This is a genomic window from Chitinolyticbacter meiyuanensis (assembly GCF_008033135.1).
Taxonomy (GTDB): Bacteria; Pseudomonadota; Gammaproteobacteria; order Burkholderiales; family Chitinibacteraceae; genus Chitinolyticbacter; species Chitinolyticbacter meiyuanensis.
This window is the reverse complement of sequence record NZ_CP041335.1, coordinates 117,651-135,382: the sequence shown is the minus strand read 5'-3', so window position 1 is coordinate 135,382 and position 17,732 is coordinate 117,651. Positions and strand designations below refer to the sequence as shown.

Sequence of the window (17,732 nt, the reverse complement as noted above, 5' to 3'; positions counted from 1 at the left end):
ATGCCTGGGCGTTGGTCCAGCTGCATCGCGAAGCGTGATGCGTGCCCTGAACGCATCCACAACCGGTTGGTGACCAAGTGCTTCCAACAAGACCGGATCGTCATTGCAACGGTTCCGGGTGATTACGTTCGGTTACATCGCCGGGGTGGGTCGGCATTTGTTAGACTCCGCGCAACGTTCCACTGCAATTTTCTCAATGAGCACAGCGCGCTACGACGAATCCGCCGTCAAGGTTCTCAAGGGTCTCGACCCGGTCCGGCACCGGCCGGGCATGTACACCCGCACCGACAATCCGCTGCACATCTGCCAAGAAGTGATCGACAACGCCGCCGACGAGGCGTTGGGCGGCTTTGCCAGCAAGATCCACGTCACGCTCTACCGCGACCAGTCGCTGAAGGTGATCGACGACGGTCGCGGCATTCCGGTCGGCATCCACCCCGAGGAGGGGGTGCCCACGGTGCAGGTGGTGTTCACCCAGCTGCACGCCGGCGGCAAGTTCGACAAGAAGGATGGCGGTGCCTACGCATTCTCTGGCGGCCTGCACGGCGTCGGTGTCTCGGTGACCAATGCGCTGTCCACCCGGCTGGAAGTGGAAGTGAAGCGCGATGCCACGCAGCACCGCATCGTATTTGCCGACGGCGATGTGCTCGAGCCGCTGGTCCTGCTTGGCAATGTGGCCAAGAAGGACACCGGTACCACCGTCACCGTACGGCCCGATCCGCGCTATTTCGACAGCCCGACCATCCCGCAGGGCGAGCTGGAACACCTGCTCAAGTCCAAGGCCGTGCTGCTGCCTGGCCTGGTGGTGACGCTGGATGTGGAAACTGCGGGCGGCGAATTCCTGCGCAAGGAATGGTGCTACCCGGATGGCCTGACCGGCTATCTGTCGGAGCAGCTCGCCGGCTACGACACGCTGATCCCCATCTTCAAGGGCGAGAAGTATGCCGATGCCGGCGACGAGGCGTTCGCGCCCGGCGAGGGCTGCGCCTGGGCCTTCACCTGGAGCGAATCCGGCCCGGTGAACCGCGAATCGTACGTGAACCTGATCCCGACCCCGGCCGGCGGCACGCACGAATCCGGCCTGCGCGATGGCGTGTTCCAGGCGGTGAAGACCTTCATCGAATTCCACAGCCTGCAGCCCAAGGGGGTGAAGCTGCTGCCCGAGGATCTGTTTGGCCGCTGCTCCTTCGTACTCTCGGCCAAGGTGCTCGATCCGCAGTTCCAGGGTCAGACCAAGGACAAGCTCACCAGCCGCGATGGCCTCAAGCTCGTTTCGACCATGGTCAAGCCGCCGTTCGAGCTGTGGCTGAACCAGCATGTCGACCTGGGCAAGAAGCTGGCCGAGCTTGCCATCCGCGCAGCGCAAAGCCGGCAGAAGAACGCCACCAAGGTGGAGAAAAAGAAATCGTCCGGCGTGGCAGTGCTGCCGGGCAAGCTCACCGATTGCGCCAGCGACGAGACCGAGCGCTGCGAGCTGTTCCTGGTCGAGGGCGATTCGGCCGGTGGCTCGGCCAAGTCCGGCCGCGAGAAGGATTTCCAGGCCATCCTGCCGCTACGCGGCAAGGTGCTGAATACCTGGGAGGTCGACAAGGATCAGATCTTCGCCAACAACGAAGTGCACGACATCGCGGTGGCCATCGGCGTCGACGCCCATGGCCCGAACGATGCGGCAGATCTGTCGAACCTGCGCTATGGCAAGGTCATCATCATGTCCGATGCCGACGTCGACGGCTCGCACATCCAGGTGTTGCTGCTCACGCTGTTCTACCGCCACTTCCCGCGCCTGATCGAGGCGGGCCATGTGTACGTGGCGCAGCCGCCGCTGTATCGTGTCGATGTGCCCGGTAGCGGCAAGAACAAGCCGCCGCGCAAGTTCTATGCGCTCGACGAGGGCGAGCTCACCGCCATCCTCGACAAGCTGCGCGCCGAGAAGGTGCGCGAAGGCGCCTGGAGCATCAGCCGCTTCAAGGGCCTGGGTGAAATGAACGCCGAGCAGCTGTTCGAGACCACCATGAACCCCGATACCCGCCGCGTGCTGCGCGTGCGCGTGCCCGGCGACGTGAGCCGCAATACCCGCGAGCTGATGAACATGCTGATGGGCAAGGGCGAAGCCAGCAGCCGCCGTGCCTGGCTGGAAGCCCGCGGCAACGAGGTGGAGGCGGACCTGTAATCGGTGACTCTGCCGATGATCACATTCACATCGGTGTGTGCTGCCGATCTCGAAGCGCTGATCGCTCTACGTATCGCCGCCATGCAGGAAAGCCTAGAGCGGCTGGGTCGCTTTGACCCACATCGTGCCCGGGAACGCTTCGCCGCTGGTTTCGAGCCGGCCCGGACGCGCCACATTGTCGTCAATGACGAGCGTGTCGGTTTCGTAGTGGTGAAGCCGGCGGATGGCCTGCTGCTGCTCGACCATCTCTACATTGCGTCGGCCTGGCAAGGCCGGGGGATTGGAGCGGCAGTGCTGGTGCAGATCTTCGCCGAGGCGGATGCGCAGGGCGTGCCGCTGCGGGTTGGCGCGCTGAGGCAGAGTGCGTCCAACCGCTTCTACCAGCGGCACGGCTTTGTGTGGGTCGAAAGTGGCGAGTGGGATCACTACTACGCCCGTCCCGCGGTGAATTTGCAGTAGGCACCGGCTTTGCCGGTTTTGTCCTCCCGCTTGTCATCGCTGGGCAGCGGCTGCCGCCTTCGTTACCTTGCCGTAAAGACGCGTGACAGCGCAGCAAGGAGAGCCGATGGATACCGAAGCATGGATCGCGGAACAGGCACCGCACTGGTTTGGCGAGGCTGCCGTGCAGCAGGCCACCTTCGAGGGCTTCTACGCCAAGGTCTACCAGCTGGGCCTGGCCGATGGCCGCCGCCGCATGGCGAAATCCTTCCGCCAGCAGGGCATGGCCGCGCGCGAGGCTCGGTCGCTCAAGCGCTTGCGCATCCATACGCCGATGCAGGTGGCGGTTCCCGAGCCCATTGCACTCGAGCTTGAAGTCGAGCCGCAGACGCTGGTGCAGACCTACGTCGAAGGCGTGCCCTCGGGCGAGGTGCCGCACGAATTCGCCGCCTTGCTCGGCGAGGAGATTGTTGCCGTGCTGCTGCACTGGCATGCGCAGCAAGGTGATGCGTTCGAGGACCAACAAGGCGAGCGCCACGCCGATTTCGCCAGTTGCTTCAGCACCGATCTCTCGCGGCTGTCCGGCTGGCTGGCCACGGCAGATGGCTTTGGTGCTGCCATTCGTGCCCGCATCCTGGCCACCGGCGAGCTGGCCTCGGCGCTGATCACCCCACTGGCCGGCGAGCCGCCGGTGTTCATCCATGATGACGGTCATGCCTGGAACTTCCTCGCGGATCCGGTCAGCGGCCATCTCACCGGCGTGATCGATCCGGCGCAGGCGCGCTACAGCCATCGCGAGCTTGATCTGTTTCACCTGCCCGACGCGGCACCGCAACTTGATCTGTTGAATCGCTACCTGGCGCACAGCCCGTGTGTCCCCGGTTGGCCACAGCGGCGCTGGCTGTTCAGCCTGTGGGACGACGTGAAGCACGCGATGCTGGTGGGCTGGCGCGACGAGGCCTGGTTCGAGCGCAAGCTCGGCGAATTCGATGCTGCGCTGGCGACGCGCTGAGCGCGTTGGCTTCCGCCTTGCCGCGCTATAGTGCGGCGATCGAGATCGCCACGGAGCCTGCCATGCCCTTGTCCATCTATCTTGCCGGCCCCGGTGTGTTCCGGCCCGATGCGCTGGCTTGGGGCGAGCAACTCAAGGCCGCCTGCGCCGAACACGGCTTCACAGGCCTGTTCCCGCTCGACAACGCGGTGCGGGAGGGATTGGATTCCGCCGCGCAGCGGCAATGGATCTTCGAGGCCAACTGCGCCCTGATCCGACAGGCCGACCTGGTGCTGGCGGATATGCGCGCCTTTCGCTCTGCGAGCGAGCCCGATTCCGGCACGGCATTCGAGATCGGCTATGCGCATGCACTGGGCAAGCCGGTGTGGCTGTGGCTGCCCGATACAGCGCCGGGAGCAACCATGCTCGATCGTGCCGCGCATGCCCGGGATGGCGCGGGCCGGCCCATCGATCAACAAGGCTGGCATGTCGAGGACTTTGGTGCGCCGCTCAATTTGATGCTGTGGCAGGCCGCTGCCGGTGCGTTTTATGCCGTTACGCCGCGGGAGGCGCTGCAGCAGTTGGTGGCACGGCTGGGGCGCTGATCAGAACGGGCTGCGGGCCGGCCCGATCGCCAGTGCCGCAGTGTGGCCTTCCGGCACCGGCAGCAGCCAGGCCTGGGTATCCGGCTGTGGCGCATCGTCGAAGGTCAGCACCACTCGGTGGTCCTTGCCTGGCACGGCGGAAAGCCGCGCCATATGGCCGGCAATGCCGCAACCCCAGGCCTTGAGCACTGCTTCCTTGCACGACCAGATCGTGTAGAAGTCGCCTACCGCATCGCCCTGCGCCGCCAGCCAGGCGAGCTCGGCCGGGGCGTAGATCTTGTCGGCCAGCGCTGCGGTATCGCGGGCCGGCTTCACCACCTCGATATCGACGCCGACCGGCTGGGTTTCGGAGATCGCAATCAGTGCGTGGCCGCCGGTGTGCGACACGTTGAACTCCAACCCGCCACCGGCAAGTGCTGGCTTGCCGTGCTCGCGCTGGACGAAGCCGACGTCCAGCGGCGTGCAGCCCAGCCGTTCGCCCAGCAAGCGACGCAGGCTGAGCCGGGTGGCAACGAAGCGCAGCCGGTCGGCACTGCGCACGTAGCGCAGCGCGCGCGCGCCTTCGTCGTCGGCCAGTTCACGCAGATAGCCGACCTGCCACGGTGTTTCGAGGTCAAGGTCCAATTGCCACAGGGCAACGTCGGGCGTGGGCGAGGCGAGCGCGTTGAGGGTCCACATGCCGTGCATGTTACGACATGCGGCCGCTGGCGCGGCACTCGCCCACGCACTCAGGCGATAGTGCCGACGGCGCGCGCAGTATGCAGCTTGCCAGGCAGCGCATCGAGCGCCAGGTGGCCCAGGTACTGGCCGCTGCTCTGTGCCGGCTCGCCCGCCTCGATCGCCATGGCGAAGCGCACCGCTGGATCGGCGCGCAGCCGGTCCAGATGGCGCCGCACGTTGGGATAATCCCGCGCCAGATCGAACTGCGGAAAATACTCGGCCCAGCGGGCCACGCCGGAGAAATAGGCATCGGCTACCGTGCGCTGTTCACCGGCGAGCCATGGCCGGCAGTCGAGCAGCGCATCGACATGGGCCAGCGCCTTGGTCACATCGGCATTGCCGAGCCGCTGCAACACGGCGCGCGTAGTGTGGTCCGCATCCTGCATCTCGTAGGCGGCCCAGAGCGGACCGAATGCGGCGAAGAAATCGCTATTGAGGTAGGCCAGTGTTTCGATCAGCCGGTCCGATTCCGGCGTGCCCTGATAGAACCCCAGGCCGCGGCTGATGCCGCGCGTGCCGATGTTCAGCAGGATGGCCAGGCTCTCGGTCAGCGCCTCGCCTTCCTCCAGCAGCAGTGCCGGTGTCTGGTTCAGCGGATTGATCGCGGCGTAGGCGGCGGGCCATGGGTGCTCCAGCATCTCGATCCGGCTCAGCCAATAGGGTTGGCCCAGCCATTCCAGCGCGACGATGGAACCGAACGAGCAGCCTTGCGGTACGCCATAGAACAGTACGGGTTGCATCTTGTTTCTCCTGTGGATGGCCAGGCAGCGGCCCGGCATGACCGCAAGATACGAGCGAAATAGGCTATATTCCGCCCTAATAGGAAAGGGCAAAGAACATGACCAAACCGGCGACCCGGGTGCTGGCGGTGCTGGAGCTGCTGCAGGCGCACGGCCAGCAGTCCGGCCGGGAATTGGCCGAGCGGCTGGCGGTGGATGGCCGTACGCTGCGGCGCTACATCGCGGCACTGGAGGAGATCGGCATTCCGGTGATCGCCGAGCGCGGACGCTACGGCGGCTACAAGCTGGTCGCCGGCTTCAAGCTGCCACCGATGATGTTCACCGACGAGGAAACGCTGGCGATCTCGCTGGGCCTCGCCGCGGCCCGTGGGCTGGGCCTTGCCGATGCCGGCCCGGCGGTCGAGAGCGCCCAGGCCAAGCTGGAACGGGTGATGCCGACGGCGCTCAAGCCCCGGCTGCGTGCGCTCACCGAGCGCGCCACGCTCGATCTGGCGCCCGCCAGCCCGGAGGGCGGCGCGGCATTGGTCACGCTGGCGAGTGCCGCGCATGCACAGCAACGGGTAAGACTGGCGTACCAGGCCGAGGATGGCGAAGCGACCGAGCGCGATGTCGATCCCTACGGCCTCGTTTACCGACGCGGCCGCTGGTATCTGTGCGGGCATTGCCATTTGCGTCGCGACCTGCGCACCTTCCGGCTCGACCGCATCCGCGATGCCCGGCCGTTGCCGGCTTCTTTCCTGCGCCCGGCCGACTTCGATGCCGCGCGTTACCTGCAGCAGAGCTTTGCCGACATGCAGCGCGCCCACCCGGTGGATATTCTGTTGCGCACCGATCTGGCGACTGCTTTGTCTGAACTCGGTAGCCACGTTGGCGCGCTGACGCAGCAGCACGACGGCGTGCGCCTGCAGACCAGCACCGACAGCCTGCGCTGGTTCGCCCGCCAGCTCGCCGCGTTGCCGTTCGAGTTTTCGGTCCGCGCGCCGGACGCACTCAACGACGAGCTCCGCGAGTGCGCGGCGCGGCTACTGCGGGCTGCGGCCTAGCGATCCTTCCTGTCGTCATTCCACCTTGCCCACCCATAGCCGGCGCGGCCCGGGGCCAAGGGTGGCGAGCTCGTCGTAGGGATTGCGCAGCCGGCAGCGGTCGATCGACAGGCAGCCGCAGCCGATGCAGTCGTCCAGTTCGTCGCGCAGCCGGGTGAGCTGGGCGATGCGGGCATCGAGATCAGTGCGCCAGGCGGCGGACAGCCGTTGCCAATCCTCCCGGCTCGGTGCGGCGTAGCTGGGTAGGTGGGCGAGCGCGGCGGCGATGTCGGCCAGCGCAATGCCGACCCGCTGCGCCACGCGGATGAAGGCGACCCGCCGCAGCACCTCGCGGGCGTAGCGGCGCTGGTTACCGCTGCTGCGCTGGCTGGCGATCAGACCCTTGGCTTCGTAGAAATGCAGCGTGGACACTGCCACGCCGCTGCGGCGGGCGACCTCGCCCACGGTCAGCTGCATGGGCAGGCCCGTGCGTTCGGCTCCATTCATCGTCGCACTCCTTGACCTCAAGTTAACTTGAGATTCTACGCTGCCGGTACCGCGTGCCAACCGGCCGCCTTGCCCAGGAGCCCAGCCATGACTGCCATATTCCGCATCGATCGTTTTGCCGTGCCTGCCGACGCACTGCCTGCCTTCCTCGACCAGTTGCAGCGCATCGACCGGCTGCTGGCCACCCTGCCGGGCTGCGTGCAGCACCGGGTGCTGACCCAGGCGGAGGGCGAATTCAATGTGCTCACCCTCGTCGAATGGGAAAGTGAAGCCGCGATGGCCGCCGCGCGCGGCGTGGTGCAACGCCGGTATGCCGAAGATGGCTTCGATCCGCCGACCTTCATGCGCTGGCTGGGGGTGAGGCCGGACTTTGGCCTGTTTGCGCCAGCGCGGGAGACTGCCAGCACCGTGGCCGCGGCGTGACGCGGTGGGATGCGAAGGACGGCTGCGTTGAAGTTGAGAATTGTTCGCGTTAAAATGCCGCTTTTCCGGCTGGCCTGCCTGCCGCATCAAGGAGTTGCACCCCATGGAACACAATCCCTACGGCATCGCCGCGCTCTGGGCGCAGGGCGACTTCGTCACGCGCGGCGTGGCCGTGTTGCTGCTCATCATGTCGATCGCCTCGTGGTGCGTGATCCTGATGAAGGCTTGGCGACTGATGAATCTGAAGCGCCAGGCCCGCGCAGCCAGCCACGACTTCTGGCACCAGCGCGATTTCGCTGCCGGCCTTGCCGTGCTCGGCGAAACCAAGGCGGATAACCCGTTCCGCAACCTTGCCGAGGAAGGCGCAGAGGCCGTGGCCCACCATGCGCACAACAAGTCGGACCTGCACGGCGCGCTCAATGTCAGCGACTGGGTCACCAGTAACCTGCGCCGCGCCATCGACGATGCCGTGCAGCAGATGCAGTCGGGCCTGTCCATCCTCGCCTCGGTTGGCTCGACCGCGCCGTTCGTGGGGCTGTTCGGCACCGTGTGGGGCATCTACCACGCGCTTGTCAGCATCGGCGTATCCGGCCAGGCCAGCATCGACAAGGTGGCCGGCCCGGTGGGCGAGGCGCTGATCATGACCGCGTTCGGCCTTGCGGTAGCGATCCCTGCGGTGCTCGGCTACAACGCGCTGGCGCGCGGCAACAAGTCGGTGCTGTCGCAGCTCAACCGCTTTGCCCATGACCTGCACGCCTACTTCATCACTGGCGCCCGCGTTGGCACCGCCTCGTCGCCGGCCCCGGCGTTGAACGTCGTCGCCGGAGGCCGCTGAGATGGCATTCGGCAGCTTCGATGACGGTGGCGATGAGGTGATGAGCGAAATCAACATGACGCCGCTGGTCGACGTCATGCTGGTGCTGCTGATCATCTTCATCATCACCGTGCCGGTGATCAGCCACCAGGTGAAGCTGGATCTGCCGCGCGCGGCGAACCAGCCGCAGGAACTCAAGCCCGACCATATCGCGCTGTCGATCGATGCGACCGGCCAGCGCTTCTGGGACGGCAAGCCGGTCGACGAGGCTACGCTCGACAGCAAGCTCGCCGAAGCGGCGGCTAAGCAGCCGCAGCCGGAGCTGCACCTGTCGGCGGATCGCACCGTCGTCTACGAATCGGTGGCGCAGACCCTGGCCGCTGCGCAACGCGCCGGCATGACCAAGATCGGTTTCGTTACCGATCCCAACCAGCAATAGCCCTACCTTTGCACGCGTGGGCCGGACCGGGTGACCGGACCGGCCTTTTTTGTGGGCGCATGCCGCAGGCATGGCGTGGCCGTGCGCTACACTGGGCCGGTTGCCCAGCGCCGGAGCCGCCATGTGGGATGTCATCGCCGCCGCCATTGCCAAGACCGTGGGCCGCCCCGTCACGCTGGCGTCACCACGCGGTGTCGGCGGCGGCAGCATCAACCGCGCCTGCCGGGTGGAGAGCGATGCCGGCGCCTACTTCGTCAAGCTGAACCGGGCAAGCCGGCTGGCGATGTTCGAGGCCGAGGCGCAGGGCCTGGCCGAACTGGCGGTCGCGGCGCGCGTGCCGCGAGCAGTGTGCCACGGCGTGGCTGGCGAGCATGCCTTCCTGGTGCTGGAATGGCTGGATCTGATGCCGCGCGGCGACGATGCCGCGCTGGGGCGCATGCTGGCGGGGCTGCACCGCATCACCCGGCCGCACCACGGCTGGGATCGCGACAACACCATCGGTGCCACGCCGCAGGCCAACGACTGGTGTGACGACTGGGTGGCATTCTGGTGCGAGCGCCGGCTGCTGCCGCAGCTGGAACTGGCGGCGCGCAACGGCTATCGGCTACGCGGCACCGCACGGTTGATCGACCATGTGCCCGTGCTTTTTACCGGCTATGTGCCGCCGCCTTCCTGCTTGCACGGCGATTTGTGGTCCGGTAACGTCGGCTTCCTCGCCGATGGCGCGCCGGTGCTGTTCGACCCGGCCTGCTACTTCGGCGACCGCGAAACCGACCTGGCGATGACCGAACTGTTCGGCGGCTTCGGCCCCGCTTTCCGCACCGCCTACGACGCAGCCTGGCCCCTCGATCCAGGCTATCCGCGCCGACGTGCGCTGTACCAGCTCTACCACCTCCTCAATCACCTCAACCTGTTCGGCGACGGCTACCTGGCTGCGGCGCAGGATGCGGTGGACCGCGTGGTGGCAACGACCTGACGGGACACACATGCAGGCGATACTCGCAAAACTGAAACAGACGGCGCCCGACGCCGCATTCGAGCTACTGACTCAACTGGTGGCCGAGCTGCGGCCACGCAAGGCCACCGACCAGCGCGCCGCGGTGAACAGCGTGCAGGCGCTGTGCTACCTGCTGGAGCAGCATCCGGACTACCGCGCCGCCTTGCGTGCTGCCCTGCTGCACCTGCTGTCGACCAGCTGGCAGGTGCCGCTCTATACCGAGACCGGCATCCTCTCCAACGAGACCTTCTTTTCCACGCTGCGCCGGCGGATCGGCCTGCGGTTGTTGCCGCCGGTGATGAATCCGGCGTCGCTGAAGGATCGGCTGGCCGCGCTGTTCAATCGGGCGGACGACTACGAATGGCTGGAAGTGGTACCGCGCGAGCACTGGTTCGAGCTCGGCCGTGCGCTGCATTTCGAGGAAGAGACCGACAACGACAGCATCGTGCGCACCCGGCTGCAGATGCTGGAGGCGATCCAGGTGCTGTCGACGCGCCTCGCTGCCATCGGCACCGAGCCGGAGATCATCCACAACCTGCCCGATACCCGGCGCTTCGAATCGCCATTCGTGCACCAGAACGTCGAGACCCAGGCGTATATCGCCCGCTATCGGGCCGCGCTGGTGGAGAAGGGCCTGCCCAAGGATGACGACGCGCAGATCCTGGTGCTGCTCGACCAGTGCGAGGCACAGATCGCCAAGGTAAGGAAGAGCGCGGCGCGGCAGGGCGTGTCGGTCAGCCTCACCTATCACCTGCTGCGCATCCGCCAGCACATCGAGCGCATCCGGCTATTGCTCGACCTGGTCGATCCGGATGGCGATCGCGACCAGCACGCCGAGCGCCTGCTCAGCACGATGATGAACCTGGTGCGCGCCGAGAACCGCCGCCACAGTATCCGCGACGTGTTCTCGGAGAACACCGAGTTGCTGGCGTTGCAGGTGACCGATCATGCCAGCCGCACCGGCGAGCACTACATCGCGGAGAACCGCCGCGAATGGATGTCGATGTTCAGGTCGGCCGCCGGGGCCGGCTTCATCGTCGGCTTCATGGCGCTGCTGAAGCTGCTGACTTCCAAGATGCACCTGCCCTTGCTGGTCGAGGCCCTGGCGTTCGGCCTCAACTACTCGCTCGGCTTCATGCTGATCCACATGCTGCACTTCACCATCGCCACCAAGCAGCCGGCGATGACCGCCGCCAAGATCGCCGCATCCATCCACCAGCAGACCACCAAGAGCGGCAAGAAGCAGCTCGATCTCGACGAGCTGGCGGTACTGATCGTGAAGGTGCTGCGCACGCAGTTCATCGCCATCTTCGGCAACGTGATCGTCGCCATGCCGGTGGCGCTTGGGATCGCCTGGTTGTGGCTCTATACCTCCGGCAGTGCGCCGGTCGACGCGACCAAGGCGCAGCATCTGCTGCACGATCTCTCGCCGATCGCCAGCCTCGCGGTATTCCATGCCGGCATTGCCGGGGTCTGCCTGTTCCTTGCCGGGCTGATCTCCGGCTATTACGACAACAAGGCGATCTACAACCAGATTCCGCAGCGCATCGCCGCACTGCCCTGGCTCAACCGCATCGTCGGCGAGAGCCGTACCCGGCGCTTCGCCGGCTATATCGAGCACAACCTCGGCGCACTGGCGGGTAACTTCTACTTCGGCATGATGCTGGGCACCATCGGCACCATCGGCGTGTTGCTCGGCCTGCCGGTCGATATCCGCCACATCACCTTCGCCTCGGCCAACCTCGCCTATGCCGCGGTCGCGCTCGATTTCCAGCTGCCGTTGCGTGTGCTGCTGATTTCGCTCTTGGGCATCGGCCTGATCGGTCTCACCAACCTCGCGGTCAGCTTTGGCCTCGCGCTCTGGGTGGCGCTACGCTCGCGCAAGCTCACCTTCCGTGTCACCCGCCCGTTGCTCGGGCGCATCCTGCGACACTTCATCACCCGGCCAGGCGATTTCCTGCTGCCACCGCGCGAACAGCCGGCACTGCCGGTTGCTGTGACCAGCCAGCCCGACATCGATCTAGCGGAGACCGCCCGTGACTGGGTACGCCTGCGTCGCTGACGCGCTGGCCGAGCACGGCCTTGCCGTGCTGCCGGGCTTTCTCGATGCCGAGGAGACGGCGCAGCTCGCCGCCGTGTGCCGCGCCCGCCGCGACGGCTTTGCCCGTGCCGGGGTCGGCCGCGCCGCCGGGCATGCGGTGAATGCCGCGATCCGCGGCGACGACGTGCTGTGGCTGGACGAGGACGACGTGGCAGTACAGCCGGTGCTCGCCCGGCTTGCCGCGCTGCAGGATGAACTGAACCGCACGCTCTACCTGGGCCTGGCCCGGCTCGAATGCCATCTGGCGGCCTACCCGGCCGGCACCTTCTACAAGCGCCATCTTGACCAGCACCGCGGCGAGGACACGCGCGTGGTCACCATCGTGCTCTACCTGAACCAGGGCTGGGTGGCGGAACACGGCGGCCAGCTGCGCATCTATACCGAGGAAGGTGCGCGCGATGTGCTGCCCGTCGGCGGCACGCTGGTGACCTTCCTGTCGGACCGGTTCGAGCATGAGGTGCTACCGGCCACGCGCGAACGCCTGTCGCTGACCGGCTGGTTCCGTCGCCGCGAGGCGGGCGTGTTCTGACCGCGGCAACGGCGGCAAGATGTGAACTGCTGCACGGACGTACCCCACCGCCGGTCGTAGAATGGGCGGTATACAAGCGGAGAGTAGTGCCATGAGAATCAGTCGGTTATGTGCGGCGGCCATCGCCGCGATCGCGCTCGTGCTGGGGGGCTGCGCCACCAGCGATTCGGCCAACGTCTACAAGCGCAACCAGATGCGTACCGCAGCCACCGTGCAAAGCGGTGTGGTCGATCAGGTGCGCGAAGTGCAGATGCAGGATTCCACCGGCATTGGCGCGGTGGCTGGTGGCGTGATCGGCGGCATCGCGGCCGGGCGCAATATTGGCGGCGGCTCGGGCCAGATCGTCAGCGGTATCCTCGGTTCCATCTTGGGTGGCCTCTTGGGCAACAAGATCGAGGAGAACGTGATGAGCAAGCAGGCGCTGGAAATCTCGCTGACGCTCGACAACGGCCAGCGCATGGTGGTGGTGCAGGAAGCCGACCAACCCATCGTGCCCAACCAGCGCGTTGACGTGATCTCGGATGGCCAGACCACCCGGGTAGTGCCATCGACCGGCGGCTACCAGAAGGGCACGGCGGCCAAGCCAGCGAATTACAGCTTCTGAGCAGATCGGCAACGGAAAAGGGCAGCCTAGGCTGCCCTTTTTGCTTTGATGCTGCGTAGCGATCAGCCTTTGAGCCAGCGGGCCGCATCCAGCGCGTAATAGGTCAGCACCGCGTCGGCGCCGGCGCGCTTGAAGCCCAGCAGCGATTCCAGCACCACCGCTTGCTCGTTCAGCCAGCCATTCTGACTGGCCGCCTTCAGCATCGCGTATTCGCCGGACACCTGGTAGACGAACGTCGGCACGCCGAATTCCTCCTTCACCCGGTGCACGATGTCGAGATAGGGCATGCCCGGCTTGATCATCACCATGTCCGCGCCCTCGGCGAGGTCCATCGCCACTTCGTGCAGGGCCTCGTCGCCGTTGGCCGGGTCCATCTGATAGGTGTATTTGTTACCCTTGCCGAGGTTGCCGGAGGAGCCGACCGCATCGCGGAACGGGCCGTAGAAAGCCGAGGCGTACTTGGCCGAATAGGCAAGGATACGAGTGTGGATATGGCCGGCGGCATCGAGCGCCTGGCGGATGGCGCCGACGCGGCCATCCATCATGTCGGAAGGCGCGACCATGTCGGCGCCGGCTGCGGCATGGCAGAGCGCCTGTTTCACCAGCGCGACCACCGTTTCGTCGTTCATCACGTAGCCGTTTGCATCGGTGAGCCCATCCTGACCATGGCTGGTGTAGGGATCGAGCGCGACATCGGTGATCACGCCCAGCTCGGGGAATGCCGCCTTCAGTGCGCGCACGGTGCGCGGCACCAAGCCGTCCGGATTCCACGCCTCCTCGGCGCCCTCGGTCTTGAGGCTGGCGTCGGTCACCGGGAACAGCGCCAATGCCGGAATGCCGAGCCGTACCGCCTCGGCAGCGGTCTCGAGCAGCAGATCAATGCTTTGCCGCTTCACGCCCGGCATCGACGGGATGGCTTCCTCGCGGTTGTCGCCGTCGAGCACGAACACCGGCAGGATCAGGTCGTTCGCCGTCAGCGCATGCTCGCGCATCAGGCGGCGCGAGAAATCGTCGCGACGCATGCGGCGGGCGCGAAAGGCGGGAAAGGCACGCTGGCTCATCGGCAAGGCTCCGTTCAATGATCTGGCGCAGATTCTACGCGCGCCAGCCGGCAACGCCCCCATGCAACGATTACCAAGGCCGCGCCGGCCTCGCTACAATCGGTGGCATCCACCCAACGAAGCCTCGCCCGTGTCCGATCTCGCCTTGCTCGCTCGTCTTGCCGATGTTGCCCGCCGCGTCGCGGCCGAGGAGGTCATGCCGCGCTTTCTTTCGGTGGCGCGCGAGAAGAAGCATGACGGTACGCTGTTCACCGAGGCCGATCTAGCGTCGCAACGGGCGCTGGCGCGTTTGCTGCCCGAGCTGGTGCCCTGCCCGGTGCTGGGTGAGGAAATGAGCGAGGCCGAGCAGCAGGCGCTGTGGGATGCCAACTCGGACGGGCTGTGGGTGGTCGATCCCATAGACGGCACCACCAACTTCGTTCACGGCCTGCCGTATTTCGCGATCTCGATCGCGCTGATGCGGCGCGGCCGCTCGGTGCTGGGCGTGGTCTACCTGCCGGTGCTGGACGAATGCTTCTGTGCGGCGGCTGGCGCCGGTGCCTGGCTCGATGGCCAGCCGCTACCACTGGTGATCGAGGACATCGGCCTGTGCGATGCCGTGGCTGTGGTCGAACCCAAGTGGCTGGGCGGCCATCTGCCGACGCGCGTGGTCACGGTGGCGCCGTTCGCCAGCCTGCGTAACTTCGGCGCCTCGACCATAGACTGGTGCTATCTCGCCGCCGGCCGGGTCGACGTGGTGCTGCACGGCGCGCAGAAGCTGTGGGACTACGCGGCCGGGGCGCTGATCGCCGAGGAGGCGGGCTGCCATTTCGCCACGTTGTCGAACGATGACTACTGGAGTCACAAGGTGTGGTCGCGCTCGCTGGTGGCCGGCCGCACGCCGACACTGTTCGAAGCCTGGAAGACCTGGGCTCGCGCCAATCGCTGATCTGCTGGCGGCGTTGCATTCGGCTGAAGGTGGGTAGTCCGCAGCGTACTTGGCACTGACCTGACATCAGCGGCGGCCATGCGCCATTTCGGGGCATCGCTGCACGCTAAGCCGCCATTTGTGCGCCGCACAAAAATGCCTTGCGACGCTTTATGATGGTCTTGCCCCCAGGCAGGAGAGACCCGATGAATGCGCCGCTTGCTCTTCCCCGGCTCAACGACCACCCGCAGCGCCGGCAACTGAACGACGAGGCGCATGCGCGGCCCTACGAGCCGCTTGCCACGCCGGCCTGCGCCAGCTACCTAGCCTACTTGCACCGCAACGCCAGTCACGAGCAGGAGCTGTGGCTGATCGGTGAGCTTTGCGCCTGGGGCAATGTGCCGGCTCCCCCGGCCGGGTGCCTGCATTGGTCGACGGTGGTGGGCGATGTGCGGATCAAGTGGGCGCGGCACACCGAGTTCTCATCGCTGACGGTCATCGCCGAGCGGAGCGCCGAGGCGCCCTTCGTGCAGACGGCGCTCACCGCGCTGCCGCCCGACTGGCTGGCGCAACTGCCGGGCAACGTGCTGCACGCGGCGCACGCCTGGCTGCTGCCGGAACTCGATCTGCCAGGCGAGGCCGACGCGGTTTCCGCACAGTATTTCGAGGGCCACGAGTTGATCGGCGCACGCATCGGTGACGGCGCGGGCGTGGCTTATACCGATTTCCGCATTCATGCCGACGGCTATACGCGCTATGTGCTCGGCAATGCCGGCATGGGCGCCCGGCAGGCAGGCCGCATGCTGCAGCGGCTGTTCGAGCTCGACACCTATCGCATGTTGGCTTTCCTTGCGCTGCCACTGGCCAAGAGCATTTCCCCCGAGCTGTCCGATGCCGACCGCGAACTGGCGGAGTTGACCGGCGCGATGTCGAACGCGCGCGAGGAGGACGAGCCGGCCTTGCTGAATCGGCTGACGCAGTTGGCGGCGCGCATAGAGAGCGCGCTGTCCAAGACCGATTTTCGCTTCTCGGCTGCGCATGCCTACTACGAGATCGTGCAGCGGCGGGTGGCGGAGCTGCGCGAGGTACGCATCCAGGGCGTGCAGCCGTTCTTGGAGTTCGTCGAGCGGCGGCTGTCACCGGCCATGGATACCTGCGAATCGGTGGCACGGCGGCAGCGGGTGCTGGCCACCCGGGTGGCGCGCGCATCATCCCTGCTGCGCACACGGGTCGAGATCACCCATGAGCGGCAGAACCAGCAATTGCTGGCGTCGATGGACAAACGCGCCCGGCTGCAACTGCGCTTGCAGGAGACGGTGGAAGGTCTGTCGGTGGCGGCGATCACCTACTACGCGGTCGGGCTCGTCGGCTATGGCGCCAAGGGCATCAAGAGCGCTGGCGTGGCGCTGAATGTGGAGCTGGTCACCGCGCTCGCCATCCCATTGGTGGCCCTGACGGTGGCTTGGGGATTGCGGCGGATGCGCCGGGTACTGGCTGCCCATGCCGATTGAATACCGCTTGTCGGGCCAACGCGAAACAAGTGTTTCAAACCGGGTTGTAAGGTTTATCCGGATTGCACCACAATGCGGCACTTTTGAATGATAAGGGCATGGCCGTCCGGCTCCGACCGGCGTGATCAGAAGCCCACCGGAGAGTACCGTGCGCATTGGCATCGTCACCGATTCCTGCTGCGATCTGCCGCGTTCGTTGATCGACGAGCATGGCATCGTGATCCTGCCCATCACCATCCATGGTGAAGACGAGCATTTCATCGACAATCGCAACCCGGCGGCAACGCTGGCGTTCTACGAGTGGGTGAACCGCGGCGATGGCAATTACACCTCGGCGCCGCTCTCGGTTGAGGAGATCCGCTCGCTGTTCCTCGACAAGCTGGTGGTCGAATTCGACTACGTGTTCTGCGTGACGGTGATGGCGAGCCGCAGCAAGATCAACGAGAACGCAACCCAGGCCTCGCTCGGCATCCTCAACAGCTACAAGCCCATCCGCGCCACGGCCGGTGTCAGCGGCCCATTCTCGCTGCGGGTGTTCGACAGCTGCAGTCTGTTCCCCGGCCAGGGTCTGGTGGTGGCCGAGGTGGCACGGCTGATCCGTGAGGAGCGGTCCACCCTCGACATCATCCGCCACATCGAAAAGCTGCAGCAGTACACGCAGGCCTTCCTTATCCCCGAGAACCTGAACCAGCTGCGCAACCAGGCACGGCGCAAGGGCGACAAGAGCGTGGGCCTCGCTTCCTACCTGTTGGGCAGCGCGCTCGACATCAAGCCCATCATCCGTGGCTTTCACGGCACCACCGAGCCGGTGGGACGCATCCGCGGCTTCGAGACCGGCGTGGAGAAGCTGTTCGACACCGCTTGCGAGCACATCGAGCGCGGCCTGCTGGCGCCGACCGTGTGCGTCAGCTACTGCGGCGATCCGGCGCGCGTGCGCGGCATGCCGGGCTGGAGCCGGCTGGTCGATGCCTGCGCGGCGCAGGGGCTGGCGCTGCACTTGTCCGAGATGAGCACCACGGCGGCGGTCAACATCGGCACCGGCGGTCTCGCCGTGGCGTTCGCCAGTGAGCGCGAGGCCCGCTTCGACTGAAGCGGCGGCCACGCCGTGGGCCCTGAGCGGCAACAATTGCCTTACGGTGCACGTGGTTCTGCG

General features: G+C 66.2%; 19 protein-coding genes. 15 read left to right on the top strand and 4 right to left on the bottom strand.

Translation table 11 applies throughout. The features are described 5' to 3' along the window. Positions 1 to 196 precede the first annotated feature (196 nt). The 4 genes from parE (at position 197) to FLM21_RS00495 (ending at position 4,204) form a co-directional block, all read left to right on the top strand. Positions 197 to 2,170 carry a DNA topoisomerase IV subunit B gene (parE, locus tag FLM21_RS00510; RefSeq protein ID WP_148713689.1) on the top strand — a complete coding sequence of 658 codons (1,974 nt, stop codon included), beginning with the start codon at positions 197 to 199 and terminating at the stop codon, positions 2,168 to 2,170. Positions 2,171 to 2,185: 15 nt separating this feature from the next. Then, positions 2,186 to 2,629, top strand: coding sequence for a GNAT family N-acetyltransferase (locus FLM21_RS00505; protein WP_148713688.1), 444 nt, complete (start codon positions 2,186 to 2,188; stop codon positions 2,627 to 2,629). Positions 2,630 to 2,735: 106 nt separating this feature from the next. Beyond that, a complete protein-coding gene (locus tag FLM21_RS00500; RefSeq protein ID WP_148713687.1) occupies positions 2,736 to 3,620 on the top strand; it encodes a phosphotransferase in 885 nt (294 codons plus the stop codon). Between the two features lie 62 nt (positions 3,621 to 3,682). Continuing rightward, positions 3,683 to 4,204, top strand: a complete 522-nt coding sequence (locus FLM21_RS00495) for a nucleoside 2-deoxyribosyltransferase (protein ID WP_148713686.1) — start codon at positions 3,683 to 3,685, stop codon at positions 4,202 to 4,204. Here the strand turns inward: FLM21_RS00495 and FLM21_RS00490 are convergent, their stop codons facing one another. Together FLM21_RS00490 and FLM21_RS00485 are read right to left on the bottom strand one after the other, a co-directional pair. Further along, positions 4,205 to 4,882, bottom strand: coding sequence for a 4'-phosphopantetheinyl transferase family protein (locus FLM21_RS00490; RefSeq protein WP_187360026.1), 678 nt, complete (start codon positions 4,880 to 4,882; stop codon positions 4,205 to 4,207). Positions 4,883 to 4,932: 50 nt separating this feature from the next. Then, positions 4,933 to 5,664, bottom strand: coding sequence for a glutathione S-transferase family protein (locus tag FLM21_RS00485; protein WP_148713684.1), 732 nt, complete (start codon positions 5,662 to 5,664; stop codon positions 4,933 to 4,935). Positions 5,665 to 5,762: 98 nt separating this feature from the next. Here FLM21_RS00485 and FLM21_RS00480 point away from each other — a divergent pair, with 98 nt between their 5' ends. Then, positions 5,763 to 6,707 (top strand): helix-turn-helix transcriptional regulator, encoded by a 945-nt coding sequence (locus FLM21_RS00480; protein WP_148713683.1) that lies wholly within the window; start codon positions 5,763 to 5,765, stop codon positions 6,705 to 6,707. Positions 6,708 to 6,722: 15 nt separating this feature from the next. On the opposite strand, the gene soxR is transcribed toward FLM21_RS00480, so the two are convergent. Further along, positions 6,723 to 7,193 (bottom strand): redox-sensitive transcriptional activator SoxR, encoded by a 471-nt coding sequence (gene soxR, locus FLM21_RS00475; protein ID WP_148713682.1) that lies wholly within the window; start codon positions 7,191 to 7,193, stop codon positions 6,723 to 6,725. A gap of 87 nt (positions 7,194 to 7,280) precedes the next feature. Here soxR and FLM21_RS00470 point away from each other — a divergent pair, with 87 nt between their 5' ends. The 7 genes from FLM21_RS00470 to FLM21_RS00440 all read left to right on the top strand — a co-directional run bounded on the left by FLM21_RS00470 (position 7,281) and on the right by FLM21_RS00440 (position 13,100). Then, the gene (locus FLM21_RS00470) at positions 7,281 to 7,616 is read left to right on the top strand and encodes an antibiotic biosynthesis monooxygenase family protein (protein ID WP_148713681.1); all 336 of its coding nucleotides are present in this window, start codon (positions 7,281 to 7,283) and stop codon (positions 7,614 to 7,616) included. A 103-nt stretch (positions 7,617 to 7,719) separates the two neighbouring features. Further along, entirely contained in the window at positions 7,720 to 8,451 is a 732-nt protein-coding gene (locus tag FLM21_RS00465) for a MotA/TolQ/ExbB proton channel family protein (RefSeq protein ID WP_148713680.1), read from the top strand. A gap of 1 nt (position 8,452) precedes the next feature. Then, positions 8,453 to 8,869, top strand: a complete 417-nt coding sequence (locus FLM21_RS00460) for an ExbD/TolR family protein (RefSeq protein WP_148713679.1) — start codon at positions 8,453 to 8,455, stop codon at positions 8,867 to 8,869. Positions 8,870 to 8,990: 121 nt separating this feature from the next. Further along, positions 8,991 to 9,845, top strand: a complete 855-nt coding sequence (locus tag FLM21_RS00455) for a fructosamine kinase family protein (RefSeq protein WP_148713678.1) — start codon at positions 8,991 to 8,993, stop codon at positions 9,843 to 9,845. Between the two features lie 10 nt (positions 9,846 to 9,855). Further along, the gene (locus FLM21_RS00450; protein ID WP_148713677.1) at positions 9,856 to 11,928 is read left to right on the top strand and encodes a site-specific recombinase; all 2,073 of its coding nucleotides are present in this window, start codon (positions 9,856 to 9,858) and stop codon (positions 11,926 to 11,928) included. Continuing rightward, positions 11,903 to 12,496 carry a 2OG-Fe(II) oxygenase gene (locus FLM21_RS00445; protein WP_148713676.1) on the top strand — a complete coding sequence of 198 codons (594 nt, stop codon included), beginning with the start codon at positions 11,903 to 11,905 and terminating at the stop codon, positions 12,494 to 12,496. Before FLM21_RS00450 ends, FLM21_RS00445 begins: the two co-directional genes overlap by 26 nt. Before the next feature lie 91 nt (positions 12,497 to 12,587). Beyond that, positions 12,588 to 13,100 (top strand): outer membrane lipoprotein, encoded by a 513-nt coding sequence (locus tag FLM21_RS00440; RefSeq protein ID WP_246120792.1) that lies wholly within the window; start codon positions 12,588 to 12,590, stop codon positions 13,098 to 13,100. 62 nt (positions 13,101 to 13,162) lie between these two features. Here FLM21_RS00440 and hemB read toward each other — a convergent pair whose 3' ends face one another. Next, entirely contained in the window at positions 13,163 to 14,161 is a 999-nt protein-coding gene (hemB, locus tag FLM21_RS00435; protein ID WP_148713675.1) for a porphobilinogen synthase, read from the bottom strand. A gap of 130 nt (positions 14,162 to 14,291) precedes the next feature. On the opposite strand from hemB, the gene FLM21_RS00430 reads away from it, so the two are divergent. The 3 genes from FLM21_RS00430 (at position 14,292) to FLM21_RS00420 (ending at position 17,669) form a co-directional block, all read left to right on the top strand. Then, positions 14,292 to 15,089 carry an inositol monophosphatase family protein gene (locus tag FLM21_RS00430; RefSeq protein ID WP_281284958.1) on the top strand — a complete coding sequence of 266 codons (798 nt, stop codon included), beginning with the start codon at positions 14,292 to 14,294 and terminating at the stop codon, positions 15,087 to 15,089. A gap of 185 nt (positions 15,090 to 15,274) precedes the next feature. Beyond that, a complete protein-coding gene (locus FLM21_RS00425; RefSeq protein WP_148713673.1) occupies positions 15,275 to 16,579 on the top strand; it encodes a DUF3422 family protein in 1,305 nt (434 codons plus the stop codon). Positions 16,580 to 16,727: 148 nt separating this feature from the next. After that, a complete protein-coding gene (locus tag FLM21_RS00420) occupies positions 16,728 to 17,669 on the top strand; it encodes a DegV family protein (protein ID WP_148713672.1) in 942 nt (313 codons plus the stop codon). The last annotated feature ends 63 nt before the right edge of the window (positions 17,670 to 17,732 follow it).

Excerpts from the sequence above, each read along its gene's own strand:
- parE (WP_148713689.1), top strand. The coding sequence starts at position 197 with ATGAGCACAGCGCGCTACGACGAATCCGCCGTCAAGGTTCTCAAGGGT.
- FLM21_RS00505 (WP_148713688.1), top strand. The coding sequence starts at position 2,186 with ATGATCACATTCACATCGGTGTGTGCTGCCGATCTCGAAGCGCTGATC.
- FLM21_RS00500 (WP_148713687.1), top strand. The coding sequence starts at position 2,736 with ATGGATACCGAAGCATGGATCGCGGAACAGGCACCGCACTGGTTTGGC.
- FLM21_RS00495 (WP_148713686.1), top strand. The coding sequence starts at position 3,683 with ATGCCCTTGTCCATCTATCTTGCCGGCCCCGGTGTGTTCCGGCCCGAT.
- FLM21_RS00490 (WP_187360026.1), bottom strand. The coding sequence starts at position 4,882 with ATGTGGACCCTCAACGCGCTCGCCTCGCCCACGCCCGACGTTGCCCTG.
- FLM21_RS00485 (WP_148713684.1), bottom strand. The coding sequence starts at position 5,664 with ATGCAACCCGTACTGTTCTATGGCGTACCGCAAGGCTGCTCGTTCGGT.
- FLM21_RS00480 (WP_148713683.1), top strand. The coding sequence starts at position 5,763 with ATGACCAAACCGGCGACCCGGGTGCTGGCGGTGCTGGAGCTGCTGCAG.
- soxR (WP_148713682.1), bottom strand. The coding sequence starts at position 7,193 with ATGAATGGAGCCGAACGCACGGGCCTGCCCATGCAGCTGACCGTGGGC.
- FLM21_RS00470 (WP_148713681.1), top strand. The coding sequence starts at position 7,281 with ATGACTGCCATATTCCGCATCGATCGTTTTGCCGTGCCTGCCGACGCA.
- FLM21_RS00465 (WP_148713680.1), top strand. The coding sequence starts at position 7,720 with ATGGAACACAATCCCTACGGCATCGCCGCGCTCTGGGCGCAGGGCGAC.
- FLM21_RS00460 (WP_148713679.1), top strand. The coding sequence starts at position 8,453 with ATGGCATTCGGCAGCTTCGATGACGGTGGCGATGAGGTGATGAGCGAA.
- FLM21_RS00455 (WP_148713678.1), top strand. The coding sequence starts at position 8,991 with ATGTGGGATGTCATCGCCGCCGCCATTGCCAAGACCGTGGGCCGCCCC.
- FLM21_RS00450 (WP_148713677.1), top strand. The coding sequence starts at position 9,856 with ATGCAGGCGATACTCGCAAAACTGAAACAGACGGCGCCCGACGCCGCA.
- FLM21_RS00440 (WP_246120792.1), top strand. The coding sequence starts at position 12,588 with ATGAGAATCAGTCGGTTATGTGCGGCGGCCATCGCCGCGATCGCGCTC.
- hemB (WP_148713675.1), bottom strand. The coding sequence starts at position 14,161 with ATGAGCCAGCGTGCCTTTCCCGCCTTTCGCGCCCGCCGCATGCGTCGC.
- FLM21_RS00425 (WP_148713673.1), top strand. The coding sequence starts at position 15,275 with ATGAATGCGCCGCTTGCTCTTCCCCGGCTCAACGACCACCCGCAGCGC.